The 25,392-nt window shown below is 69.5% G+C and carries 21 protein-coding genes and 1 pseudogene; 12 read left to right on the top strand and 10 right to left on the bottom strand.

The window, feature by feature from the left end; all coding sequences use genetic code 11:
• Window positions 1–69 precede the first annotated feature (69 nt).
• Window positions 70–537, top strand: a complete 468-nt coding sequence (locus tag ACH4TV_RS06930) for a hypothetical protein (protein WP_398394935.1) — start codon at window positions 70–72, stop codon at window positions 535–537.
• A 79-nt stretch (window positions 538–616) separates the two neighbouring features.
• Window positions 617–2,737, top strand: a complete 2,121-nt coding sequence (locus ACH4TV_RS06925) for an FG-GAP-like repeat-containing protein (protein ID WP_398394933.1) — start codon at window positions 617–619, stop codon at window positions 2,735–2,737.
• A 142-nt stretch (window positions 2,738–2,879) separates the two neighbouring features.
• Here ACH4TV_RS06925 and ACH4TV_RS06920 read toward each other — a convergent pair whose 3' ends face one another.
• Both ACH4TV_RS06920 and ACH4TV_RS06915 read right to left on the bottom strand, forming a co-directional pair.
• On the bottom strand, window positions 2,880–3,917 hold the full coding sequence (locus tag ACH4TV_RS06920) for a hypothetical protein (RefSeq protein WP_398394930.1): 1,038 nt from the start codon (window positions 3,915–3,917) through the stop codon (window positions 2,880–2,882).
• A gap of 113 nt (window positions 3,918–4,030) precedes the next feature.
• Window positions 4,031–5,506 carry a beta-1,6-galactanase gene (locus ACH4TV_RS06915; protein ID WP_398394928.1) on the bottom strand — a complete coding sequence of 492 codons (1,476 nt, stop codon included), beginning with the start codon at window positions 5,504–5,506 and terminating at the stop codon, window positions 4,031–4,033.
• Between the two features lie 622 nt (window positions 5,507–6,128).
• On the opposite strand from ACH4TV_RS06915, the pseudogene ACH4TV_RS06910 reads away from it, so the two are divergent.
• The 4 genes and pseudogenes from ACH4TV_RS06910 to ACH4TV_RS06895 all read left to right on the top strand — a co-directional run.
• Window positions 6,129–6,478 (top strand): annotated as a pseudogene (locus tag ACH4TV_RS06910) (sortase domain-bontaining protein); the annotation flags it as partial.
• A 62-nt stretch (window positions 6,479–6,540) separates the two neighbouring features.
• Window positions 6,541–6,864: a DUF6412 domain-containing protein gene (locus ACH4TV_RS06905; RefSeq protein WP_398394926.1), complete on the top strand. Its 324-nt coding sequence runs from the start codon at window positions 6,541–6,543 to the stop codon at window positions 6,862–6,864.
• Between the two features lie 169 nt (window positions 6,865–7,033).
• Window positions 7,034–7,789: a YidC/Oxa1 family membrane protein insertase gene (locus ACH4TV_RS06900; protein ID WP_398395406.1), complete on the top strand. Its 756-nt coding sequence runs from the start codon at window positions 7,034–7,036 to the stop codon at window positions 7,787–7,789.
• An 80-nt stretch (window positions 7,790–7,869) separates the two neighbouring features.
• Entirely contained in the window at window positions 7,870–8,727 is an 858-nt protein-coding gene (locus tag ACH4TV_RS06895) for a fumarylacetoacetate hydrolase family protein (protein ID WP_398394924.1), read from the top strand.
• 111 nt (window positions 8,728–8,838) lie between these two features.
• Here ACH4TV_RS06895 and ACH4TV_RS06890 read toward each other — a convergent pair whose 3' ends face one another.
• The 4 genes from ACH4TV_RS06890 to ACH4TV_RS06875 all read right to left on the bottom strand — a co-directional run bounded on the left by ACH4TV_RS06890 (window position 8,839) and on the right by ACH4TV_RS06875 (window position 13,038).
• Entirely contained in the window at window positions 8,839–10,302 is a 1,464-nt protein-coding gene (locus ACH4TV_RS06890) for a condensation domain-containing protein (RefSeq protein WP_398394922.1), read from the bottom strand.
• 141 nt (window positions 10,303–10,443) lie between these two features.
• The gene (locus ACH4TV_RS06885) at window positions 10,444–11,337 is read right to left on the bottom strand and encodes an LLM class F420-dependent oxidoreductase (RefSeq protein ID WP_398394920.1); all 894 of its coding nucleotides are present in this window, start codon (window positions 11,335–11,337) and stop codon (window positions 10,444–10,446) included.
• A gap of 82 nt (window positions 11,338–11,419) precedes the next feature.
• Entirely contained in the window at window positions 11,420–11,950 is a 531-nt protein-coding gene (locus tag ACH4TV_RS06880; protein WP_398394918.1) for a heme-degrading domain-containing protein, read from the bottom strand.
• Window positions 11,947–13,038, bottom strand: a complete 1,092-nt coding sequence (locus ACH4TV_RS06875) for a Gfo/Idh/MocA family oxidoreductase (RefSeq protein ID WP_398394916.1) — start codon at window positions 13,036–13,038, stop codon at window positions 11,947–11,949. The genes ACH4TV_RS06880 and ACH4TV_RS06875 overlap by 4 nt, the downstream gene beginning before the upstream one ends.
• 121 nt (window positions 13,039–13,159) lie before the next feature.
• Between ACH4TV_RS06875 and ACH4TV_RS06870 the strand changes: the two genes are divergently transcribed.
• The 6 genes from ACH4TV_RS06870 (at window position 13,160) to ACH4TV_RS06845 (ending at window position 18,451) form a co-directional block, all read left to right on the top strand.
• Entirely contained in the window at window positions 13,160–13,576 is a 417-nt protein-coding gene (locus ACH4TV_RS06870; protein ID WP_398394914.1) for a hypothetical protein, read from the top strand.
• Between the two features lie 139 nt (window positions 13,577–13,715).
• Window positions 13,716–14,531, top strand: coding sequence for a hypothetical protein (locus tag ACH4TV_RS06865; RefSeq protein ID WP_398394912.1), 816 nt, complete (start codon window positions 13,716–13,718; stop codon window positions 14,529–14,531).
• A 108-nt stretch (window positions 14,532–14,639) separates the two neighbouring features.
• Entirely contained in the window at window positions 14,640–15,419 is a 780-nt protein-coding gene (locus ACH4TV_RS06860; protein WP_398394910.1) for an HAD-IIA family hydrolase, read from the top strand.
• 152 nt (window positions 15,420–15,571) lie between these two features.
• Window positions 15,572–16,174, top strand: a complete 603-nt coding sequence (locus ACH4TV_RS06855) for a hypothetical protein (RefSeq protein ID WP_398394909.1) — start codon at window positions 15,572–15,574, stop codon at window positions 16,172–16,174.
• A gap of 6 nt (window positions 16,175–16,180) precedes the next feature.
• Window positions 16,181–16,843, top strand: a complete 663-nt coding sequence (locus tag ACH4TV_RS06850) for a class F sortase (protein WP_398394907.1) — start codon at window positions 16,181–16,183, stop codon at window positions 16,841–16,843.
• Between the two features lie 576 nt (window positions 16,844–17,419).
• Complete coding sequence (locus ACH4TV_RS06845; RefSeq protein ID WP_398394905.1) at window positions 17,420–18,451, top strand: glycoside hydrolase family 6 protein; 1,032 nt, start codon at window positions 17,420–17,422, stop codon at window positions 18,449–18,451.
• Between the two features lie 107 nt (window positions 18,452–18,558).
• Here the strand turns inward: ACH4TV_RS06845 and ACH4TV_RS06840 are convergent, their stop codons facing one another.
• From ACH4TV_RS06840 to ACH4TV_RS06825, 4 genes are all read right to left on the bottom strand, one after another.
• Window positions 18,559–19,422 (bottom strand): PaaX family transcriptional regulator C-terminal domain-containing protein, encoded by an 864-nt coding sequence (locus ACH4TV_RS06840; protein WP_398394903.1) that lies wholly within the window; start codon window positions 19,420–19,422, stop codon window positions 18,559–18,561.
• Window positions 19,423–19,474: 52 nt separating this feature from the next.
• A complete protein-coding gene (locus ACH4TV_RS06835; protein WP_398394901.1) occupies window positions 19,475–20,890 on the bottom strand; it encodes an alpha/beta hydrolase family protein in 1,416 nt (471 codons plus the stop codon).
• 148 nt (window positions 20,891–21,038) lie between these two features.
• Window positions 21,039–22,976, bottom strand: a complete 1,938-nt coding sequence (locus ACH4TV_RS06830) for a galactose oxidase-like domain-containing protein (RefSeq protein ID WP_398394899.1) — start codon at window positions 22,974–22,976, stop codon at window positions 21,039–21,041.
• Complete coding sequence (locus ACH4TV_RS06825) at window positions 22,973–25,018, bottom strand: glycosyltransferase family 2 protein (RefSeq protein WP_398394897.1); 2,046 nt, start codon at window positions 25,016–25,018, stop codon at window positions 22,973–22,975. Before ACH4TV_RS06825 ends, ACH4TV_RS06830 begins: the two co-directional genes overlap by 4 nt.
• Window positions 25,019–25,392: the final 374 nt, after the last annotated feature.

The raw sequence follows: 25,392 nt of genomic DNA, 5'->3' as shown, positions 1-25,392 counted from the left end.
TCGTTCCGTTCACCTCCTGGAAGGAACTCTCTGTTGAGATACCACGCCCGTAAATTGCTGCTTTCCGGAATGACCGCGGCAGCGATCGTCGGAGCCTCCGCGTTCGCCGTCGCCAATACCGGCACCGGCTCGGACGCCGACACCGAGAACGCGGCCGCCGACGTGCCGCCGTACGCCGTCGAGGACTTCGCCTACCCGGGCGCCGACAAGATCCTCGCCGAGCAGGGCATCACCCTGAAGCGCGGCGACGGCCGTATCACCCTCGCCGCCTGCGACGAGGCCGCCGACCAGCTCAAGGTCCTCACCCGTGTCGGCGCCGGCGAGTTCTGCTTCAAGGTCACCTCCACCACCGGCTACCTCACCCTCGAACTCGCCGATGTCTTCGCGATCCAGACCGAGTCCCACCCGGTCCGCGCCGAACTGACCGCCGAGGGCGTGAGCAAGACCGTCAACGTGCCCAAGAACGACTTCAAGGGTGTCGGAGAAGGCGTCAACGAGCCCCCCACCGTGCTCCTCGAACTCCGCGTCACCGGCTGACCGGCAGACCGTTCCCCCACCACCACCCAGGTCGCACCGCAGAACCTGACGAACAGAACGAGGAACGAGGAACGTCAACGTGCCCAACAGACGTATACGCGTGGCTCTCACGAGCGGCGCACTCATCACCGCCGTCGCGGCGAGCACACTTGCCGCCGCCCCGGCGCAGGCCTTAGCCGGCCCCGTGGCCTCCGCCGGCACCTATTCCTTCACCGCGCGGCTGACCCTGGGAGACGACCGGCGCGGGTGCTCCGGCGTGCTGGTGGCGCCGGGCTGGATCGCCACCGCGGCCAGTTGCTTCGCCGACCCGGCCACGGAAACGGTGCCGGCGGGCAAGCCCGCGCTGAAGACCGTCGCCACCATCGGCAGAAACGATCTGACCACCACCGCCGGGCAGGTCCGCGAGGTCGTCGAGCTGGTGCCCCGCGAGGGCCGCGACCTGGTCCTGGGCCGGCTGGCCACGCCCACCACCGGCATCACCCCGGTCAAGTTCGCCACCACACCCCCCGCCGTCGGTGAGACCCTGACCGCCGCCGGGTTCGGCCGCACCAAGGACGACTGGGTGCCCCTCCAGCTCCACACCGGTGGCTTCACCGTCAGCGCCTCCGACACCACCACCCTGAACCTGACGCCGAAGACCGCTTCCGACGCCATCTGCCAGGGCGACGCGGGCGGCCCGGTCGTCCGCGACAACAACGGCACCCCGGAGCTGGTCGCCCTCAACAGCCGTTCCTGGGGCGGCGGTTGCTTCGGCTCCGACGAGACCCGCACCGGCGCTGTCGCCACCCGCGTCGACAACACCGTCAGTGGTAACCGGATCACCGCCGGCACCGTCCTGCTGCCCGGCGACAGCCTCGTCTCCAACTCGGCCCGCCTCACCATGGGGGCCGACGGCAACCTCGCCATCCGCTCCGACGCGGGCCCGATCGTGTGGTCCACCGGCACCGTCGGCAACGCGGGTGCCACCGCGCGCTTCGACGACAACGGCAACCTCGCCGTGATCGCGGCCGACGGCACCACCGTGCTGTGGGAGTCCAGGACCACCGCCCCGGGCGGCCGGGCCGTCCTCCAGGACCGCGGCAACTTCGTCATCCACAACGCCCAGGGCGAGTCCCAGTGGGCCAGCGGCAGCGCCCTCCGCCACGACTACAACGGGGACGGCCGCAGCGACATGGCCAGCTGGTACGACTACGGCGACGGCCACGACTCGGTGCACACCTTCCTCGCCGAGCCTGCCGGCGGGCTGAAGGCCCCCTCCATCGCCTGGACCAGTCCGGCCGGCAACTGGACGGCGGGTCAGATGAAGCGCACCACCGGCGACTACAACGGCGACGGCATCGCCGACCTGGCCGCTGTCTACGGCTACACCGACGGCCAGGTGAAGACGTTCACCTGGCTCGGCAAGGGTGACGGCACCTTCCAGACACCGTTCTCGTCCTGGGCGGTGGCGTCCGGCTGGACCTTCGCCCGCATGGACCTCCACAGCGGTGACTTCGACGGCGACGGCCGCGACGACCTCGCCGTCTGGTACGACTACGCCGACGGCCACGACTCTCTGTTCACTTTCACGGCGAACTCCAACGGTGGCTTCAACAACCCGGTCGCGTCCTGGACGACGCCCGCGGGGAACTGGACCCAGACGAGCGGCAAGCCGACGGTGGGCGACTTCAACGGCGACGGCCGCGACGACCTCGCCGTCTGGTACACGTACGGCGAGACCCGCGCGAAGCTGTGGACGTTCAAGGCCACTGCCAAGGGCGGCTTCAACGCCCCGATCGGCTCCTGGGAGAGCGACACCTGGGGCGCCGCGGACCGTACGTCGGTGTTCGCGGGCGACTTCGACGGCGACGGCCGCGACGATGTGGCCGCCTGGTACGACTACGCCGACGGCCACGATGCCATCCTCGTCGCCACCGCCGCGGCCGACGGCAGGTTCGGCAGGCCCGTCGAAGCCTGGACCACCCCGGCCGGCAACATGACGCGTGCGAGCCTGGAGTTCGTCACCGGCGACTACAACGGCGACGGCAAGGACGACTTCGGCGCGATGTACGGCTACGGCGACGGCCGGGTGAAGATGTTCACCTGGACCGCCCAGGGCAACGGCAGGCTCAACGCACCCGTCGGCAGCTGGGAAACCGCAGCGGGCAACTGGACCTTCGCCCGCGTCCACATGATCGAGCGCTACAACACCGCCGGGTAACACCTGAGCCGTTGACACCTGACACGTAGCGCAGCACCTGACACCTGCCCGACATCGACAACCGTGGTTCCAGCCGCATCACCTGCCGGGCGGAACCACGGTTGTCCGTGTTCGGGCTACGTCCTGGTAGCCCTGTAGCCCTCTACACCCCGACCCGCCCGTGGCACCCCTCATAAGCGGCCCCCGACCCGCACCAGCACACCGCCCCCCGCTGTGGAGGCCACCCCACAGCCTTCCCCCGGGCCGCCAGCGTCGTCGCGTACTGCGGCAGCAGGTCGATGTCCCCCGGAGACGCTGCCTCGGAGGCCGCGAAGGCCTCGTAGGAAGGCACCGTTCCCGTGACGATCCCCAGGTTGGCCGTGCCGGAGGCCGCGAGCTCCCGCAGTGACGCCTCTATCGTCGCGAGGTGCTCCTCGTGCGAGGGGTATTCGTCCGCGAGGCCCGGATACGCCCCCACCAGCTCCGCCAGTTCCCCCGCCGGCCAGTGCAGGACCGCCACCGGGAACGGGCGGGACAGCGCCTCCCGGAACGCGCCCAGTTCCGCCCGTAGACGGGAGATCTCCGCCTCCAGCTCCGCCGGGTTGTCCGAGCCCAGGGACCAGACCCTCTTGGGGTCGTGGAGCTCGTCCAGCGAGACCGGTGACGAAGGGGATGAATGGGACGAGTGGACCGTGTCCGCCACCATGTCCCACTCGTCGTGGGCGACACCCAGCATCCGGCGTACGCGGTGGCGGCCGTACAGCAACGGGTGGGTGGAGTACGGGGGTTCCTGGGCGTTCGCGATCAGCAGGCGGGCCGCCTGGGTGAACGTCTCCTGGGCCGCTTCCAGCTCGTCGTGGGACTCCAGGGACTCCGCGACGATCACCCAGGGGGCGGGGTCGCGCGGGGCCTCGGCGCGGACGCCGTCGATGATCGCCCGGGCCTCCGCCTCGTGGCCGTACTCCCACAGGTTCGATGCCTTGAGGGCCCGGATGAGGTGGGGGTTCTCCAGAGAGCCGGGGGATTGGAGCAGGCGGTCGTACAGGGCGGTCGCGGCGGGGCGGTCGCCGGCCAGTTCCAGGTGCGCCGAGGCCTGCAGGAGCAGGTGTTCGGCGTCCTCGGGGTAGAGGCCGGTGGTCCGCTCCAGGCGAGCCGCTTCGGCGAGGTGGTCGACGTTTTCCGCAGGCGTGTCCGGGCGCATGGGATCACCGTACTGCCGACGACCGACAAAGAAGAGTGGCATCCATGAGCATCCATGACAGGGCTCGACGAGGAGGGGAGGCATCCGGTCCGGTGCCTCCCCTCCCCGGCACCTCAGATGGTCACCCCGTCCACCTGCAACGTCTGCACCGCGCCCGCCGCGAACGGCACCGCCACCGACTTTCCGCTCAGGAACGTGTCCGAACGGGCCCGGTAGAGGTCACCGCCGCCGCTCGTCACCGTGTTCCAGCGGGGGACCAGGCCGCCCGAACCGCCCGTCACCGTCGTGAAGTTGGAGAGGTTGAAGGTGAGGGTCTGGGCTGCTGTGCTCGTGTTCACCGCCACGATCACCAGGCGCTTCGCACTCGCGTCGTACGCCGCCGCCGCGTAGCTGACGCCCGTGTCGAGGATCGTCATGCCGGGGCGGATGTGGCGGCTGAACTGCGCCATCACGTAGTACTTGGTCTGGACCGTCGTCGGCTGGAGCGTGCTCGGGTTGTAGGCGATCATCGCCCAGCCCGTCGTCGGGTCCATGACCTGCCAGTAGACCCAGGCCGTGGGGTGCAGCCAGCGGAAGTCGTAGCAGAGGTTCGACGCCATGGTCAGGCCGGTCGCGTCGCTGTCACCCGTCTCCGAGTTCCACAGCTTCTTGCCGGACGTCGTCACCACGTCCGTGTAGAGGAGGTCCCGGCGGCCCCCCGAACCCTGGTAGCCGTGCACGTTCACCTGGCTCACCAGGGCCTTCGTCGACGATCCGAAGGCCGCCCAGGTCGTACGGGCGGTGTCGATGTTCGTCTCGTCCGAGGCCGCGATCCTGATCCCGGTCAGGCCACGGGCGTCCAACTCGCTTCGCATGTACGGGAGTACGGCGGCCTGGACCGACGCGTCCATGTGGCAGCCCTCCTGCGTCCCCGTGGCCGTCCACCAGTTCGCCGCGGGTTCGTTGAACGGGTCCACCGTCGCGAAGTTCACGCCCCAGTTGTTCTTGGCGTACAGGGCCACGGCGGCCAGGTGCGAGGCGTGCTGGCGGTAGTTCCAGGTCTGGAGGTTGTTGCCGCCGCCCGAGGCGCCCGACGGGTTGTGGTTCGCACACATCCACCACATCGGCGAGTTGGCGAACAACTCGGTGGTCGCGCCGCGTGCGACCGCCTTCGTCAGCGCCGCGCGCTGCGTCGCGTCCGCCGTCCACTTCCAGGCCGAGGACGTGGGGTTCTCGTTGTTCCAGTCCTGCCAGTAGCCCTCGATCTGCTTGTACGCCGGGATGTTCGCCGACTTCACCATGCTCTGGCCGCCCACCGAGTTCGAGCTGCACGCGCCGAGGTTGTAACGGGCGATGTTCAGACCCAGACCGGGCAGTGAAGTGCCGTTGTAGGTAGTCGACTTGGTGGTGAAGAAGATGTCCGCGAAGTCGTCCCGGGCGCCGAACACGTTCGCCCACCAGGCGAGCGAGGTGCCCCAGCCTTCCCATGTCCCGTACTTGGTACCGGGGTTGAGCGTGATGGTCGCGTCGGCCCGCGCGGTGCCCGTCGCCAGGGCGCTGCCCAGGAGGGTGCCCCCTGCCGCGGTCAGCAGGGATCTGCGTCGGATCATGGCTTCTCCGTCCGGATTATGACCTTCCGTTCATGCCAGAAGGAAGCATCAGGTGTGGTGCGTGGGGTTGTCGAGAGTTATGACAGCGCTTTCTAAAACCATTGGACAAAGGGGGCAAGCCTGGTTACTTGGCGAGGTCTGGCCTATCGTGCGGCCCGGCGTCCCCATGAGCGCGAAGGAGGCGTACGCATGCGGGCTCGGGCTCCTGTGGTACGACACCGCACACTCCGCCGGCGCGCGATGTGGACCTGCGGGGAGCTAGGGGTGGCACTGCATGCCGGGGAGTGCGCACGAGGGCGGCTTAACTCGATCGTGTGATGTCGGCTTCCGGGCTTGCGGTGGCCTGGGCCGTCCGGGTTAACGTGATCGTGCGATCTGGGATGCCGGGTACGGCGCCAGTGTGCGGGGCCCCTGCTCCACCGGAGTGATGGTTCAGGGCTTCCTCGTCGCCTCTGGCCGTATCCAACTGGCTAGGTCGTACAGGGAACTGGCCTCCCGGGCCCGGACCACGGACAGGATCCGTGTCGCCGCCCCGGGGTCGAGTACGCCGGGGACCAGTTCGCCCAAGACCGTTCGGGGCGCGCGGCTGAGCGGACTCGCTCTTGCTCAGTCACCAGAGGAACGGTACGTCGGCCACTATTCCGGCACCCAACAGCCGAGCCACGCCGGTAACTTCGCCCACCGCAACATTCAGGGCGAAGCCTTCCGGTACATCAACCGGCTGTTACACGGCGACCTCGCAGGTCGAGATGCGGGTCGACGGTGTACTCATTCACCGTCGACCGCACGCTTTCCCGAACCTCGGCGCGTGACGACGGCGTGATCAGGGCCGTACCCCGTTCCATGGTCAGGCCGGCGTACGGCTACGACACCCCCGGCTACTACCTGACCCTCACCACCTGTACCCCGGAGTACACGTCCCGTTACCGTCTGATCGTCTGGGGCAAGCTCACGTCGATGCGGCCCCGCTGAGCCGAGAACCAGGCATCCTGTATAACGAACGGCAGGGTGATGGCATGAGAGGGGGTGGGGGCATGATCCGGAGCTGGAGTCCGGTCCGGGCGAATCCGCGTGCCGCCGCCGCGCTGTTCCTGCTGCTCCTCGAAGTCGTGCTGCTCGACACCGGCAGCCTCTCCGCCGCCGTCGCCCTCGCGGCGACCGCTGCGGCCGGGTCCGCGTTCGCCGCCTGCTCGCTCATCGTCGCGCGCAGCGCGCCCGTCGCGCCGCCCACCCGGGTTCGTACGGCCATCCGCGACCGGGCCCGCCGTACCGCCTTCCTGCCACAACGCGACCCCGACGCCCGTGGCCGCACCCGCCCCCGCGCCCCGGGATCCGCCCTCCCGACGGCCGCCGCGTAGGGCACAGCACCACCGACCACCACCGGTGACAGTGACCCGCGCGGGTCGTCATACCGATCTCCATATTCCGTATCCCGTATTCCGTGTCTCGCATGCACGGAAATCCACGGAAATCGACGGAATCTCCGGTACGACGAGACCCTCGGAGGGCTCACTCATGTCCGCGTTCCTGTCCGTTTTCGCCAGTCTGGTCGAGCATCTCGCCGACCTGCTCCAGCCCCTCTTCCACACCTCCTCGGCTGCCGCCGCGATCATCCTGTTCACGGCGTTCGTACGACTCCTCGTGCATCCCCTGTCCCGGGCGGCGGCGCGCGGACAGCGGGCGCGCGCCGCGTTGCAGCCGAAGGTCGCCGAGCTGCGGAAGCGGCACGCCAAGGATCCCCAGAAGCTCCAGAAGGCCGTCATGGCCCTGCACGCGGAGGAGAAGGTCTCGCCGCTGTCGGGGTGCTTCCCGAGTCTGTTCCAGCTGCCCGCGTTCTTCCTGCTCTACCACCTCTTCTCCAACGCGGAGATCGGCGGTCGGGCCAACGATCTGCTGACCCACCGGCTGTTCGCCGCGCCGCTCGGCGAGCGGTGGGCCGACGCGCTGGGTGGCGACGGGATCATCGGGGCCGCGGGGGTCGTCTACCTCGGACTGTTCGTCCTGGTCGCCGCTGTCGCCACCTTCAATTACCGGCGTACGAAGCTGGTGATGGCCGCCAACCCGGTGGCCGTGAACCCCGGCGGTGGTGAGCCGGTGCCCGGGCTCGCCTCGGTCGGCAAGTTCATGCCGTTCATGTCCTTCTTCACGCTCTTCAGCGTGGCCGTGATGCCGCTGGCCGCCGCGCTCTACATGGTCACCAGTACGACGTGGAGCGCCGTCGAGCGGGCGGTGCTGTACCGGTGGCAGCTCTCCGCGCAGTCCGGTGCGCAGTCCAGTACGTGAACCGGGTATTGCGGACCGGGCGACAAGCTCGGAGGATCGACCAGTCATCCGATGACTGGTGACCTAGGGAGAGAGCCAACATGAAGCTGCTGCGAGTCGGTACGGCGGGGGCGGAGCGGCCCGCGCTGCTCGACGCCGAGGGAATTCTCCGGGACCTGTCGGGGGTCGTCCCGGACATCGACGGCGCCCTGCTCGCCGACGACGCGGCGCTCGGCCGGATCCGGGCCGCCGCCGACGCCGGTGAGCTGCCCGCGCTGGACGCGACCGGGCTGCGGATCGGGCCGCCGCTGGCCCGCATCGGCAAGATCGTGTGCATCGGCCTCAACTACCACGACCACGCCCGCGAGACCGGCGCCGAGCCTCCCTCCGAGCCGGTGATCTTCTTCAAGGCGGCGGACACGGTCGTCGGGCCCTACGACACGGTGCTCGTGCCGCGCGCGTCGGTGAAGACCGACTGGGAGGTCGAGCTGGCGGTCGTCATCGGACGTACCGCCCGCTATCTGGGCTCGCACGAGGAGGCGCTCGCGCATGTGGCCGGGTACGCGGTCTCGCACGACGTGTCCGAGCGCGAGTTCCAGCTGGAGCGGGGCGGGACGTGGGACAAGGGGAAGAACTGCGAGACGTTCAACCCCCTGGGCCCGTGGCTCGTGACCGCGGACGAGGTGCCGGACCCGCAGGGTCTGGGGCTGCGGCTGTGGGTCAACGGGGAGCCGAAGCAGGACGGCACGACCGCCGAGCAGATCTTCGGGGTCGCCGAAGTCGTGCGGTACGTCAGCCAGTTCATGACCTTGTACCCGGGTGATGTGATCAACACGGGTACGCCGGCGGGCGTTGCGCTGGGGGCGCCTGAGCCCAAGCCGTTCCTTCGGGCCGGGGATGTGGTGGAGCTGGAGATTGATGGGCTCGGGCGTCAGCGGCAGGAGTTCAAGGGCGCGTGAGTGGTGGGTGCGGGGGTTGTTGGCTGCGGGTCCGGTGGGGGCTTGTCGCGCCCCGCGGCGGAGCCGCAGACCGGATACAGCCCCGCGCCCCTGAAGGCGCTTCGCGCCCCTTCAGAGCGCGGTGGGCACCGGCGCTTCAACAGACCCGGCGGTCGATTGCCGCCCCTCCCTTGCCACCGAGACGATGAGTTCGCGCAGCCTGCTGACATACAACCGCATGTTCTTCTGTGCCACGTCCGTGTCCGGGTAGCGGGCTGCGAACTGGAGGCCCTCGTGGAGGCGGGTGACCCAGGCGCAGACCTGGTCGCCGTACGAGACGCGGATCAGGCCGTACGCCTTCAGGTCCTGCCATCGTTCCGAGCCGGGGACGTTTCGCGCGTCGACGAAGGAGACGATCGAGTAGAGGTCCGGTGAGGTGGGCCGGAAGTCGGAGCCCAGGAGCTTCAGTACGCGGGCGATGGGCATCCTCGACAGGGGCCGTTTCGCCCGCAGCGCGCCGCGGACCAGGTTCAGCGCGCCGTCGAAGTCCGACACCTGGCCCACCGGGATCTCGAGCGGCGCGCCGCCCACGTACCAGCCCACCGAGTCCGACCACTCGGACCGCGCCCGGGTGTGGAACGGCACGACAGTGCGGTACACCTGCTGCCCGCCGATCTCGCGCACGATGAGCGCGGTGGCCGCGAGGATGCCGGTCATGCTGCCGCCGTACGGACGGCAGTACGCCTCGAACGCCGCCGCGTCCGCGTCGTCCACGAGCCACTCCTGCATCAACTGCTGCGTGGGCAGCGGCCCTTCGGGGTCGAGGCCGAGGTCGACGGGGAAGTTCGGCAGCTTGCCGTCGCACCGGGCGATGAACTCCCGCCAGTCGGCGACGATCGAGTGGGTCTCGTCGATCCCGTCGGCGTGCGTACGCTCGCTCGCGCAGAAGTCGACGTAACTGGCGACCGGCGCCGTCTCCACCGTCCTGCCGTCGAGGCCGGCCGTGTAGAGTTGGTGGATCTCGTGGGAGATGCGGAAGATCGAGTACGAGTCGACGTTGGTGTGGTCGAACGCCATGTACACGCTGGTGCTGTCGTCCCTGACGACCGCGCTGTAGATGAAGTTCGGCCAGCTCAGCGCGTCCGCCGCGATGTCGAACCGATCCTGCAGATAGCGCGGCAGCGCCTCCCCGTCCGCGAAGACACCGACGTCCTCGCGGTGCAGGACGACGGCGTCGGGGGCGAGGGTGAAGCGCCGCAGCTCCTCGTGGGAAGAGGGAGAACCGGGAGAGCCGGGCGCCCAGCGGAAACCGCTGCGCAGGGTCTCGTGCCGCAGGGTCCAGGTCCGCAGCGCCTCCTGGAGGACGTCGAGATCGACCCGCCCGGGGATGTCGAAGGACGTGCCGAGCCAGGTCGGCACGAACAGGCCGTCCTCGCGCACGGTGCGCGCGGTGCGGACGTGGGCCTCCTGTACGTACGCGGGTGGGCGGGTGTCTTCCGGCAGGTCGGCGACGCTTTCGACGGTCGTCGGATGCAGGGTCCAGGTCACGAGCCGTCCGGGCCGGATCTCGCAACGGTGGATATCGGTCAGTCGCACGGGAATTCTCCGTTCGCATGCGTGTCACCGGGCTCCTGGGTACCGCCCGATGACACGTGCAGACCAACGACCGAACACATCCGGAGGAAACGCCGCCGCTTCAGGGCCTGAGCAGATCCCCTCCAGTCCCTTACGTCTCTTTCACGTCTGCTTCAGCTCCAGCAGAGCGGCCAGACGGCGCCAGCCGTCGCGGGGGAGGGCACCCCTGGCCTGGTCCTCGACGACCTGGAGGGTGACATGGTCGGCGCCTGCGGTGTGGAAGGCGTCGATCCGCTCGCGGATCCGGTTCTCGTCGCCCCATGCGAACACCGCGTCGACCAGCCGGTCGCTGCCGCCGTCCGTGATGTCGTCCTCGGTGAAGCCGATGCGCAGGAAGTTGTTGGTGTAGTTCGGCAGGGTCAGGTACATCGCGAGGGTGCCACGGGCGGTCGCGCGGGCCCGGTCCGGGTCCGTGTCCAGTACGACCTTCAACTCCGGTGCCAGCAACGGGGATTCACCCAGCGCCGCCCGCGCCTGCGCGGTGTGCTCGGGGGTCACGAGGTACGGGTGCGAGCCGGCGGCGCGGTCCCGCGACAGCTCCAGCATCTTCGGGCCGAGCGCGGCCAGCACCCGGCGTTCGGCGGGCTGTCCGGCCGCGTCCAGGGCGTCGAGGTACTCGACCATCGAGGCGTACGGGCGACGGTACCGTTCCGCCTGGCCGGCGTGGCTCACCCCGAGGCCGAGGAGGAAGCGGCCGGGGTGGGCCGCCTCCAACTCCGCGTAGGCGGACGCCGTTTCGGTGGCCTCGTCCTCCCAGATGCTCTGGATGCCGGTCGCCACGACGAACCGCGAGGTCGCCTCGACGAGCGGAACGGCGTGCCGTACGCCCGGGCTGCCGCCCAACCAGAGGGCGCCGAAGCCCAGTTCCTCCAGTTCGGCGGCGGCCTCGGCGCGCTCGGTGAGCCCCTCGGGGTCCTCCGAACGCAGCCCGAAACTCCAGACGCCGTACCGCCCGAGCGTGTCCTTCAGGGATGTCAGGGGTGCCGAAGATGTCATGGCAGTCCCAACCGGAGGGTCCCTCAGGATAATTCCCGGCGGCCCGGATCCCTCTACGTCCCCTACATCCTCCTGCGTTCTCCTACGCCTTGAGGAAGATCTCCAGCGCCTCCACCACCATCCGGTGGTCCTGGAGTTGGGGCAGCCCCGACACCGTCACCGAGCCGATCACGCCCACGCCCTCGACCGTGATCGGGAACGAGCCGCCGTGCGCCGCGTACTGGTCGGGGTCGAGGCGTGAGGACTCCTCGAAGGTCGTGCCCTTGGCGCGGAGCCGGGCGCCCACCAGGTAGGAGGAGGCGCCGTAGCGCTCCACCACCCGGCGTTTGCGGTCGATCCAGGCGTCGTTGTCGGGGGTCGAGCCGGGCAGGGCGGCGTGGAAGAGCTGCTGGCCCGCCCGGTGGATGTCGACGGCGACCGGCGCCTGCCGTTCCCGCGCCAGCTCCACCAGCAGCGAACCCAGCGCCCACGCGTCCTCGTGACCGAACTGGCGGAACACCAGGTGCCGTTCCTGTGACTCCAGTTCCTCGACGCTCGGGGTGATCTCGGGCGCGATGCGCGGGCCGAGCGAGGGCTGGCCGGTTGCCTTGTGGCCGGGCTTCTGACTGGTCATCGCAGGTTCACCGTCACCTTCTCGTTCGCGGAACGCCGGGCGCCTTCCAGTACGTCGAGCGCGGCTGCCGCCTCCAGGGCGGTCACCGGGTTGGCGCCGCCGTCGCGCAGGGCCACGGCGATCGCCGTGTAGTACTCCTCGTACGCCCCCGGCAGCGTCGGCTCCGGGCGGCCGCCGCCGGTCAGCGGGGACTCGCCGGATCCGACGTGCCCCCACATGCTCTCGGGCTCCCGACCCCAACCGGCGTCGCCCGGTCGCCCGCCCTCCTTCAGGGCGGCCTCCTGCGGATCGAGGCCGTACTTCACGTACCCCGCCTTCGAGCCCAGCACCCGGAAGCGCGGCCCGAGTTGAGCGGTGGTCGCGGAGACGTAGAGGTGGGTGCGGACACCGCTGGTGTGAGTGAGCGCGATGAACGTGTCGTCGTCGGCCTCGGCACCCTCGCGGCGGGTGTCCGTCTCGGCGTACACGGAGGCGGCGGGGCCGAAGAGGACGAGTGCCTGGTCGACGACGTGACTGCCGAGGTCGTACAGCAGTCCTCCGATCTCTGCCGGGTCGCCGGACTCGCGCCAGCCGCCCTTGGTCTGCGGACGCCACCGCTCGAACCGCGACTCGAACCGCCACACGTCACCCAGCGCGCCCTCCGCGAGCAGCTTGCGCAGCGTGAGGAAGTCGTGGTCCCAGCGGCGGTTCTGGAAGACGGAGAGGAGCAGTTCCCGCTCGTCCGCGAGGGCGGCCAGCTCACGCGCCTCGGCCGCCGTGCCCGCGACCGGCTTGTCGACCACGACCGGGAGGCCGGCCTCGAGGGCGGCGGTCGCGAGCGGGACGTGCGTCTTGTTCGGGGACGCGATGACGACCAGGTCCAGCTCGTCGGCGCGGGCGAACAGCTCGTCGGGCGTCGCGGCGATCCGTACGTCCGGGAACCCGGCGCGGGCCTGCGCCTGCCGCTCGGGGTTCCCCGTGACGACCGTGTCGAGGACGAGGCCCTCGGTGGCGGCGATCAGCGGGGCGTGGAAGACGGAGCCCGCGAGGCCGTAGCCGACGAGGCCCACACGGAGGGGAGTGCCAGTTGTGCCAGTCGTACCAGTCATGTCCTCCACTTTCGCACCTGGCCCAGGGCTGCCCGACATCGACCGGGGCGCCTGTCGGGCGGTCGCTCCGGACGCGGTAATTCCGTGGGCCCGGCCGCCCTGCCCTGCCATCCTTCAGCCCATGACCGCACGCAACCGACGCCGACGCAGACTGCCCCGGCACCGGGCCTGGCCGCTGACCACCACCGACATCAACGAGTCGCTCGGTGAACTCGCGGCCCACATAAGGTTTTTGACCTTCCTCACCGGGCCCGGCAGCGGGACGGCCGTCCTGGGGGTCAGCTGGCTCGCACTCGAGTCCCGCACCTACGGCCGCGGCCCCCACCCGGACAGCGTCGGCGTGTCCATAGACGTCCACCCGGTGGACGCGGCCGAGCGCGCCGCCACCCGTGCCGTGCTGAAGGCAACCGCCCTTCCGCAGCTGCACGAGTGGATCACCGAGGCCGTCACCGCCACCGAGACCTGGCAGCAGACGTCCCACCTCCGCCGCTGGCATCTCACCGACGGCCTTCTCGTCCACATCGACGACGAAACGTGAACCGCCCCCGCCCCTCCTGTGTCCTCCGACGCCGCCTCCGCCGATCGGGCGCATTCGCGAGCCCGTTCGGGGCGTAGCCCCCCACCCTCCGGAGCGGTGCCGCCTGCCGCCCCCACCACCCCGGCATGGTCATGTGTTCATGCGACTGTGTACCCGCGCGAGCGTCACCGCCTCCACCACCGCCACCGTCACCGCGATGGCCATCGCCCTCCTCGCCGTACCCGGAGCCCTGTCCGTCCCGGCGTACGCCGAGGTCCGGCCCCCCGCCTGCGCCGCGGCCCCCGGCGACCGGACCTTCCCCGTCACCACTCGCATCCACGGCGGCCCCGCCGTCTACGAAGCCGGCGGCGAGCACCGCACCTGGCGCCTCGACCTCACCAACACCACCGCCCGCCCCTGCACGGGCATCCACCCCGTCCTCGTCCTCGTCGACGAGCGCCGTGCCCTGACGACGGCCCAGCCGCGCCTGGAGTTCTACGACGGGAGCCGCCCCCGCCCCTACCCGGTGACGTTCGAGGCCACCGACGCCGACGAGACCATCGGTGTCTTCGACGGCGACGGGTTTGCCGGATTCACCGTCGGGCCCGGTCGGACCGTCTCCGTGAAGGTGCGGCTCGCGATCGGCGCCGACGCGGTCGCGAACGACGTTGTCGCCAACGCCGCCGTCGTCCAGCGGCACGCCGACGACGGCGACTGGGTCGGCCAGTCCGACGACTACCGCTTCCGCGTCGTCGCACCGGCGGACCCGGCGGACCCGGCCGACCCGGCCGCGGAGGCCGTCCCCGGCGAGCCCACCACCGGCGTACAGGACGGGCTGCCGTACGCCGCCGACGAGTTCGCCGGTGAGCTGGCCGGCACGGGCCGCCGCCGCACCACCTTCCTCGCGGGCATCGCGCTCGCCCTGCTGCTGACCGGCGGCGGCCTCCGCGTCCTCGGTGCCGCCCTGCGGACGTAAACCGGCCATTCCCCCAAGATCCGGCCTGTGACAGGCTGGGCGGACGCGGCATCTCGTACGCGTGTACGGCAGTACAACGCAATGCAGTGCAGGAGCAGGAGACCGGACATGGCAGACCGCAAGCCCATCGACTCGTGGCTCACCGACATGGACGGTGTGCTCATCCACGAGGGTGTGCCGATCCCCGGCGCCGACGCCTTCCTCAAGAAGCTGCGCGAGTCGGGCAAGCCCTTCCTGGTGCTCACCAACAACTCCATCTACACCCCGCGCGACCTGCATGCCCGGCTGCGCCGCATGGGCCTGGACGTGCCCGTCGACAACATCTGGACCTCGGCGCTGGCCACCGCCAAGTTCCTGGACGACCAGCGTCCGGGCGGCACCGCGTACGTCATCGGCGAGGCGGGCCTGACCACCGCCCTGCACGACATCGGGTACATCCTCACCGACCACGAGCCCGACTACGTGGTCCTCGGCGAGACGCGCACCTATTCCTTCGAGGCCATGACCAAGGCCGTACGCCTGATCGAGGGTGGCGCCCGTTTCATCGCCACCAACCCCGACGAGACCGGCCCCTCCGCCGAGGGCCCGCTGCCCGCGACGGGTGCCGTGGCCGCGCTGATCACGAAGGCGACCGGCAGGAAGCCGTACTTCGCGGGCAAGCCGAACCCGCTGATGATGCGGACCGGGCTGAACGCCATCGGCGCGCACTCCGAGACCAGCGCGATGATCGGCGACCGCATGGACACCGACGTCCTGGCCGGCATCGAGGCCGGGATGCAGACCTTCCTGGTGCTCACCGGCCTCACCGCGCCCGAGCAGGTCGAGAACTTCCCGTACCGCCCGTCCAAGATCGTCGACTCCATCGCGGACCTCGTCGACCGCATCTGAGCCGGCGCCGGCCGGCGCGGGCGCGGGCGTCGGGCGCGGGCGTCGGGCACGGTCCTCCAAACCCCTCGCAACCCGTACGGAGCAGCCGGACCCGCTCCGGAGATGCGGACCGGCTCCCGGAGGAGGAGTCTCCAGGTATCTGGAGGTTCACGATGGGTTCACTGCGACTCACTTTCTGTGCCGGTGCCGTGGTCGCCGCCGCGCTCGTCCCCACACTCGTGCCAGGGCTCGCCCCCACGCCTGTGGCGTTCGCCGCCGACGGGGGTGTCACGGTGACGCCGTCGTCCCCGGCGCCCGGCAGCGACCTGCGGCTGGTCGTGCGCGGCTGCAAGGGGAAGACCGGTACCGCGAAGTCGGAGGCGTTCGTCGCCGACGTGCTGCTCGCGAGGCAGGACGGGGCGCTCGTCGGAGGGTCCCGGGTGCGCTCCTCGCTCACCCCGGGCACGTACGACGTCACGGTCGGCTGCGACGGCCAGGACGGCAAGGTCAAGGGCACGATCGCCGTTGTGGAGGCCAGGGCGGAAGAGAAGAAAGAAGAGGGCGCCGGGAAGTCGTCCGCCGAGCCCGCCGAGCCGGCCGCCTCGCCCGTCGCCCCGGTGCCCGCCGGCGGTGGCGGCGGGGCCGAGCGGCTCGCCGCCGAGGCCCGGGACACCGGCCCCGGCACCCGGCACGCCGTGATCGGTCTGGTCCTCGCGGGTGTGGCGGCGGTCGCCGTGGTGGTGCGCGGTGTCCGCCGGAGCCGTGGGACGGACTGAGCGGCCATGTCCGACGACCACGAACGGACCTCCGGCACCGGCCGCCTGACGATGGGCGTGGCCTGGGCGCTGCTGCTCCTCGGCCTGTGGCTGTGGGGCCGCGAGGTGACCGACGTACGCCACGGCATATCCGCGCCGACCACCGGCGACATCGCTGCGGTCGGCCGCCCCCCGGACCCCGAACTCCCGCCCGCGCACGACCCGTTGAGCGGTGCCCTGCCGCAGCGCGTCGACATCCCCGAACTGGGCGTGCAGGCCCCGGTGGTGGCCCGCGGCCTCGACCGGCTCGGCGCGATCGACCCGCCGCCTTACGACCAGGCGGGCGTCGTCGGCTGGTATGCGCCCGGCACCCGGCCCGGCGCCGCAGGCACCGCCCTCCTGGTCGGACACGTCGACACCGAGACCCGGCCCGCCGTCTTCTACAAGGTCAGCACCCTGCGGCCGGGCGCGACGATCCGCGTGACCCGCGCCGACGGCAAGGTCGCCGAGTTCACCGTCGACGGCGTCCAGGTCCTGCCCCGCGACCGCTTCGACGCCCAACAGGCGTACGGCACACGGCAGTCGGGCCGTGCGGAACTCCGGCTCATCACCTGCGGCGGTACGTTCGACAGGGCCACGCGCACCTATACGGCGAACGTGATCGTGTCGGCGTACCTGACGGGCACGTAAACGCTCCGCCGGCTGTGCGGTGCAGGAACTGCGGGCCCGCTGTGGCTGGTCGCGCAGTTCCCCGCGCCCCTTCAAGGACGCGGTACCGCGCCCGACTCCACCCTTCGGCACTCCTACCTGGCCCGGTCGACGACCCGCTCCCCCCAAGAGCCGCCGACCGGGCTGGTCCTCGACCGCGGGCGCACGGGTTGCGGGAGTAACCCGGCGCCGGCGCGGGAGGTCTGAAGCCCGCCCGTGGTCACGGACGGTCAACTATTGGCCGGGGGCTGGGGCCGTCAGGGACGACTGTAGAACGTATGAGCCCTCAGGCCTAGAGGTTGATTAACGCCAAGTCCCGGTTCAGTGGCGCTGTGTCATATGCGCAGGTGGTAGATAGTTCTACGAGTTGCTCAAACGCCCCGCCCGCACCTTCGTGTTCAGGTCTGATCGTTCTACGCGGGCCCCGACCGAACTGGCTGTAACAGGTAGCCGACAAGACACCGGCGCCCTCGTTGCCCCCGGCCACGTATGTCAGGATTGAGGCTTACGCCACTGCATCCAGGGGGGACCAGGACAGTGCACCCGAGGGGGAGTTCGATGTTCGGCAGTAAGGGGACGGCCTGGGGGAGGTCGTCCGCGGCGGCGCTGGGGGCGGCACTGCTGCTCACCGGCTGTTCCTCGTCCTCAGGCAAAGAGGAGGGCGACGAGCCGGCGAAGGAATCGGAAGCCCTGATCACTCAACAGCCCAAGGGGAGCAACCCGTTCTGGGTGAACCCGGACGGCAACGCGGCGGCGCAGGTCGCCACCTACGCCAAGTCCGACAAGGACCCGGACGCCGAGCAGATCCGGAAGATCGCCGAGCAGCCGACCGGCGAGTGGATCAGCCCGGAGAACCCGGAGGCGGAGGCCCGCGGCTTCACGGAGGCCGCGCAGAAGGCGGACCGCTCCGCCCTCCTCGTCCTCTACAACATCCCGCACCGTGACTGCGGCCAGTACTCCAGCGGCGGCGCCGCCGACGGCGACAGCTACCGTGCCTGGATCGAGGGCGTCGCCAAGGGCATCGGCGACCGGGCGGCCACGGTGGTCCTCGAACCGGACGCGATCCTCCACCTCGTGGACGGCTGCACCCAGGACGAGTTCCACGAGGAGCGGTACGACCTGCTGAGCGGCGCGATCGACACGTTGGCGGCGCTGCCGAACACGAAGGTGTATCTGGACGCGGGGAACGCGGGATGGGGACAGCCCGACCAGATCTTCGAGCCGCTCAAGTGGGCGGGGATCGAGAAGGCGGACGGGTTCTCCGTCAACGTGTCCAACTTCTACTCGACGGCTGATTCCATCGGGTACGGCAAGGAGTTGTCGGCGAAGGTGGGCGGGAAGCACTTCGTGGTGGACACGTCCCGCAATGGGAACGGGCCCTATACGGGGGGCAAGCCGGACGAGAACTGGTGCAATCCTCCTGGGAGGGCGCTGGGGGAGTCTCCGACGGTGAAGACGGCTGATCCGCTTGTTGACGCGTATCTGTGGGTCAAGCGGCCGGGGGAGTCGGACGGGGAGTGCAAGGGTGGGCCTAAGGCGGGTCAGTGGTGGGCCGACTATGCGTTGAAGTTGGCCCGAGCCAGTGACTAAGGGGGTGGGGGGAGTGGTGCGTTGTCGGCTGCGGGTGCGTTGTGGCTTGTCGCGCAGTTCCCCGCGCCCCTAAAAGCAGCACCGGCGCCCTTCTTTTGGAGGGCGCCCTACCGCAGCTGGGCCGTGTCCAGGAGTTGGCGGGCCAGGAGGTGGGCCGGTCTCTCGGTTTGGGCGGCGGCTCGGCGGAAGGTTTCCTGGGCGGGGCGGGCCGGCCAGTCGGGGGGCAGGTGGCGGGCGGGGAGTCGGGGGTCCGTGCGGATGGTCCAGAGCCATTCGCTGACCAGCCGGAGCCGGGTGCCGATCGGGTCGTCCCCGGATCCGGCGTCCAGCTGGGCGGTCCAGCGCTTGTCGAAGGTGACGTAGCGGGCGGCGATGCTCTCCAGGTCCCAGGTGTCGCGGATCATCAGCTCGATGTCGGTGGTCTCGTCCGCCTGGGCGTGGAAGATCTTGACGTGGGCGGAGACCCCGAGTTCGGCGACGATCCCGGCGATGTCGCGCTTCCCGGGGGCGATCCACAGTCCGCTGTACAGCGCGCCGAATCCGGACCAGGCGAGCCGTGAGCGCAGGTCGTGGCGCTGACGCTTCCAGGAGTCGGGGAGGGAGAAGCCCAGCAGGGTCCAGGCGCCGTCCCAGTCGTCGTTGACGGCACCCTGCTTCCAGATCCGGGTGCGGCCGTCGTGCAGGACACCGGTCGCCTGCGGGGTCAGGCCGAAGTACATCCTGCGGCCCTCCCGCTGGCGCCGCAGCAGGCCCCGGTTGACCATGCGGGTCAGGGTGGAGCGCACCGCGTGCTCACCGACTCCGACGCGGCCGAGGACGTCGATGATGCTGCCCGAGTAGACGCACAGGTCGTCGTCCTCCTCCAGCACGTGGTTGCCGAAGAAGGCGAGCATGAGCGACTGCGGGCGCGGCTGCGGACCGTCCGGGGTGTCCGGGCTGTCCGAGGTGTCCAGGATGACGTCGTTTTCCACGGTGGTAAGCGTACGGCCGCCCGACGGAGCGGCGGCGGGCGGCCGTACGGTCTCACTGGCCGTCGGCGGGGTGGGCAAGGTCGTAGGGCCGCAGGTACGAGGTGGGGCGGTAGGTGACGTAGCGGGTGGGACTCGTGGGATCGGCCTTCGTGGCGCGGGCGTTGAGAGACTTGGCGTCGATGCCGTGCCACTTGCCCGTGGTGAGGCGGTCCTCCAGGGTGTTCAGGGCGGCGAGCTGTTCGGCGGCGCTGAAGGTGCAGTGCCCGGCGTTGTCCGTGTACGCCTGACGCAGCAGGGACGCCGACCCGGCGGCGGTGACGGCCCGCTGCAGGGCGCTCTGGGCCTGGGCGGGGATGAGGGCGTCACCGGTGGTGTGGACGGAGAACTGCGGTTTGGTCAGCTCGCCGGTGAAGGAACTGGTGCTGCTCATCCACTCGACGGCGTCCGGGTCGGCGCTGATGCGCGGCGCGCGGTTCAGCGTGGCGAGGTCGGTACGCAGGGAGAGGCCGGCCTTCTTGTACAGCTCGGTGACCTCCTTGCGGACGGAGGACCGGCCGAGCAGCTTCGCGTAGTCGACCCCGGTGTTCCAGGACATGTTGCCGCCCGCCCGGACCTCGGCCTCCTGGCGCCGGTTGAAGGCGGCGATCCTCAGCAGGCCCTTGACGGCCTCGTACTGGTTGGCCTGCTGCGCGTCCCAGTCGGTCGCGGCGGGCCGGGTCTGCGCCGGCTGGTTCCAGACCGGGATGTTGTGCACGGCTGCGGCCAGGGCGATCCGGGCCCGCCCGGCGGCCGTCGACTGCGCCGAGTCCACCTCGGCCACCAAGGCGTCCGCCGCGCCGGTGGCGGCCGCCTGGTCGGCCAGTCCGGTCAGGGGGATGTCGGAGTCGGGCGCGAGCAGCGTCTTGAGGGCGAAGACCGGGTCGAGGGTGTTGTTCCAGTTGGCGACACCGCCCTGGACGAGGCCGCACAGGGCCACGGAGCCGTCGATCCGGTCCGGGTGGCGCTCGGCGATGGCGGTGGTGACGAGTCCGCCGTACGACCTGCCCCAGGCGATGGTGCGAGTGGCCGCGCCGAAGCGGTCGGTGAAGGCGGAGAGCGTGGCGATCTGATCGGGGACGGCGTCCGTCACCGCCCAGCCCGTGGTGGCGTACGAGGAGCCGATGAGGGCGTAGCCCTGTTCGATCAGGAGGGCCTTCGTGGCGGCGTCCGGGCCGTTCTGGGCGGGGTTGGCCGGGCCGGCGTTGTAACCATGGCTGAAGAGCAGCACGGTGCCGTTCCACGCCGTGGGCACGTCCATCATGTACGCCGCGCCCGACGGGAGTTGGCCCTCGACGTGGCTCGTGGTGTCGGTGGCCTGTGCGCTCCAGACGGGCAGCGCGCCGACGGCGAGCAGGAGGACCGTCGTACCGGCGGTGCGACGGGCGATGCGGGTACGGGCGTGGCGGCGGGGGCGGGTGCTGGTTGTCATGCTCGCGAACTTAGGCTCTTCCGTGACCATCGTCAAGAAAGTGCCAAACATTGCGTCCTGTGGGCTCCCGCACATGCGCGACGGCGCCCCTCGTTCGGAGGGGCGCCGTCGGTTTCGTACCAGTCGCTTTCGTACAACTCCCGGAAGATCAGGGCACCTTGACCCACTGGGCCTTGCTCGGTGTGCCCTGGTCGTCCGTCACGAAGAGCATGTACCAGCCCGACCCGACCAGGTTCCGGTTCTTCGGGACCGTCACCGTGATGCTGTCCTTGGTCTTCTTCAGGTCCAGGGCGATGGAGCGCTGGTCGACGTCCGTGACGTGGGTCGAGGCGCTCGGGCGGATCAGACGGGCCGACTTGATCGTGGACGTGTGCTGGGACTTGAAGGTGCCTGACGCGCCACGGGCGATCGTCTGAGGGCCCCCCGACAGCGAGGGCTGCGCGTCGCCGTACAGGTACGGCGGCGTGTAGATCTCGATGCGCTGTTCGAACTTGCCCGGCTTGGTGTTGGCCTTGTCCTCGTACAGGGAGTCCGAGCCGAAGAACATGACGCGGCCGTCGGGCAGCAGGATCGAGCCCGAGTGGTAGTTCCGGCCCACCAGCGGGTCGGCGACCCGGTTCATCTTGCCGGTCTTCGCGTCGTACATATGGGCCTGGAGGATGTTGGAGTCGCCACGGCCCCGGTAGTCCTCCGAGCCGCCCGAGATCATGACCGTGTCGTCGGGCAGGATCGAGTACTGCGGGTAGCGCGTGCCCTTCTCCAGCTCCGGGCCGTCCGTGAACTTCGCGCCGTCCTTCAGGAGGTCGATCACGCGGGTCTTCTTGCTGGAGAGCTTCGACTCGCCGACTCCGCCCCCGCCGATCACCATGTACTTCTCGTCCTGCGCCGGCGGCAGCAGGACCGTACCGGCGGTCTCCAGCAGCTTGGGGTCGCTCAGGCCCTGGAGCTTGGTGAACCTGTTGGTCTCCACGTCCCAGACACCCGGGTCACGGCCGATGTTGTCGGGGCCGTAGCCCGCGTTCGCGCCCGAGTAGAACATCTCGCCGGTCTGCATCAGCGAGATCGCCGGGTACGTCGGGAACTGGCGCTGCTTCGGCGTGTACGTCCACTTCTTGGTCTTCGGGTCGTACACCTCGTTCTTGCCCGGCACCAGCTGGCCGATCTCGTCCAGGCCGGAGAGGCTGAGGACCTTGCCGTCCGACATGGTGGTGAGCGTCGGGTACCAGCGGGCCTCGTTCATCGGGTCGACCTTGATGTACTTCTCGGCGAGCGGGTCGAACTCGTAGGCGTCCCGGATGCCCTGGAAGTCCTTCTTGTCCAGGGCGATCTTCTGGGCGATGCCGTACGTGTTGCGGGCGTCGGCGCCGGACAGACCCTGTACGCGGTAGTTGTCCTGCGTACCGGTCTCGTACTTGGCGCCCTTCTTCTGCGCCTCGACGTAGATACGGCCGATCCCCGGGTCGTTGCGCAGGAACTTGCCCGTCGCCTTGTCGAAGACCTTCTCGGCGCGCTCCACGACGACCGGGTCCTTCGACACGAACGTCTTGCCGTTCTCCTTGCCGGTGAACTTGGTGCCCGCCGGCAAGGTGATCGGCTTGTCCGGGTTCTCGTTGTGGACGATCATCAGGCCGCCGGCCTTGGTGACGTCACCCTTCAGCTTCTCGTACCGCTTCGTACCGCCCGCGATCAGCAGGTTGCCGTTGGAGAGCTGGGTGTGCCCGGTGCAGAACAGGTCGGCCGGGGTCGGGATGTCCTTGATCGTGCCCTTGACCGGGTCCCAGATCCGGGTGTCGAACTTCTTCGCGTCGAAGTTGTCCGCGTTGTTGCCGGAGCCCGCGACGAGCAGGACCTTGCCGGTGTGCAGCAGGGCCGCGTGGATGGTGTTCAGCCGGTACTCCTTCGGGAACTCCACCACCTCCCACTTGCCGTTCTCCGCCTTGTACTCCGGTCTGTTGATCTTGTAGTCGTGGTACTTCTCGGTACTGAAGCGGTACACCCACGGCCCGTTCATCCCCGCCAACGCGAGGACCACCGCCGTGCCTATCGCGAGTCGACGGGCGCGGCGGCGGCCTGCACGGTCTTTCATTCCTTACGTCCCCCAAGTCCACCAAGGGCAATCTGCATGGTCTGGTCGTTGCCCCCGCTACCTGCGTTGCTCCCGCTCCCTACGCTGCCCCCGCCGCTCCCGCCCGACGCGGCCCACTGGGGCTTGTGTTGCGGCGCGTGAGGGGAATGAGGGGCGTGTGGGGCGTGCGCGGCGTTCGGCGCGTGCTGGGCCGGAATCGTCGGCTGCGGCACGGGCGCGGTGTCCTGCGGTTCGGCGGGCGGGCGGGCGGCGAGCTTCTTCTTCTCCTGGCGCAGCATGTGCCGCCAGACGAAGATCGGCGTCGCGGTGATCGTCGTGGCGAACGTCGCCCAGATGACCATCGCGGGGTGCACGTGCCCGAAGACGAAACCGGCCGCGATCGAGCCGCCGAAGATCAGGATGAAGTACCAGTGGTACCGGAAGGTCCCGAACCAGCGGTCCGGGCTCGCCGAGTCGCCCTTGGGCGTGACCACGAACTTGCTCTTGCGCCGCAGCGCGGAGTCGATCAGCGCCTTCGCGTAGAGCGGCGCCGACAGCGCGGACATCACCATGCCGGCCACCCCGCCCGAACCCTCCGGCTCGTGGGGCGAGACGTTGTGCCGGCGGTTCCAGATGTACAGGCCGATCTGCAGCGCCGAGGCGTTGCCGTAGAGCATCAGCCAGACGGTCGGGTCGATGTTCACACCGGAGGCGCCCAGGCCCAGGAACAGCGCACAGCTCAGCGCCGCCAGGATCCAGTTGAGGGCGGACATCGGGTAGAAGATGATCATCATCGTGTAGTTGAAGAGCTTGCTCGGCGGCAGCGAGTAGAAGCCCTTCCAGTACTGCTTGAGGATCGTCTCGTACGTCCCCCGCGACCAGCGCATCTGCTGGGTGAAGAAGTCCGTCCAGGCGCTGGGGCCCTCACCGACCGCGAGCACGTCCGGGGTGTAGACCGAGCGCCACTTCTTCCCCGTCAGCGGGTTCTTGTGGCGGTGGATCTCGAAGCCCGTCGCCATGTCCTCGGTGATCGAGTCGTACAGCCCGCCGATCTGCTTCAGCGCCGAGATGCGTACGGCGTTGCTGGTCCCCACGAACATCGGGGAGCCGTAGGCGTTGCCGGCCCGCTGGATCAGCGCGTGGAAGAGGAACTGCTGGGACTCGGCGGCCTTGGTGACGAAGTTGTCGTAGTTCCCGTACACCTGCGGGCCGATGACGAAGCCCACGTTCGGGTCGCGGAAGAAGCCGAGCATCCGCTCCAGGTAGTTGGGCAGCGGGATGTGGTCGGTGTCGACGGAGGCGAAGTAGTCGTAGTTGTCGCCGTGCGCGTCGAGCCAGGCGTTGTAGTTGCCGTGCTTGGTCTTGGCGCGGTGCGGGCCCTTGGGCATGTTCCACTTCGCGATGCCCTTGCGGGAGAAGTGGTGCACTCCGAGGCGCTCGCAGACCGCCTTCACGTCGGCGTCGTCGCCCTCGTCCAGGAGCCAGACATGCATGAGGCCGCGGTGCCGGATCCGCACCGCGGCTTCGAGTGTCTTGGTCACCATCTCCAGTGGTTCCTTGCCGGGCACGAAGGACGTGAGGAACGCCACTCTCGTGCCGGTCTCGGGAACCACCGGGATCGGGTCGCGGGCGACCAGGGTGGCGTGCGCGTTCGACAGGACGTTCAGGCAGCGGAAAAGCTCGATCAAGCCGATCGAGACGAGCATCACGATGTCGAGCGCCGGCAGGAAGTCGTAGGCGGGATAGTCGCGTTCCGTCCAGTGCGCGGGCTGGAGCAGCCAGACGAGCAGGAAGACGGAGAGCAGCGGTGCGGCGCCCAGCATCAGTGCGGCGCGCAGACGGTGCGGCTCCTGCGAGAGGAGCGATCGGTACTTGACCGTGTACGGCTTGTTCGGGTCGGGCTGTGTGAGGGGTCCGGCCAGCCGGCTGTAGTGCTCGTAGTCGTACTTCGGCAAGGTCTTCTTGATGCGGCGGAATCCACCGGTCCGGTGTGACGGCACCCTGAGCTGGGTCGTCTGTGACGGGTCGAAGTTATGCCGGGCGCCCGTCGGCGTCGACGTCATGAGTCATACCCCCCACACGCAGGTCCCCGCGTGTTTGTCGGTTCCTCACGTTTGCCCGGGCCCCCCTCGGCCTTCACAAACGCATCAGTAATGGGCCACTGTCACCACATCCACCACACTCTATAGACATGGAACAGTGCCCTTCCGGTTGCATGATGCCCCCCTCGGCATCTGTTCACGAACGGGGCCCCATCCCCGTGTCAGAGCAACCGATCCGCCCCCAACTGCCGCGCATCCGCAGCATCTTGAAGCCCAGGGTTCTACGCCGTTCAGCATGATCGCAAGATGCGAAACGCGGTGTTTACCGGTCATACGCGCTCATTGTGACGGCTGATGAGTCCGATTGTTACAGGTGAGACCGTTTGTGTACGGAT

This window comes from Streptomyces sp. NPDC020898 (assembly GCF_044333925.1).
Classification (GTDB): domain Bacteria; phylum Actinomycetota; class Actinomycetes; order Streptomycetales; family Streptomycetaceae; genus Streptomyces.
This window is presented reverse-complemented; position numbering and strand designations above follow the sequence as displayed.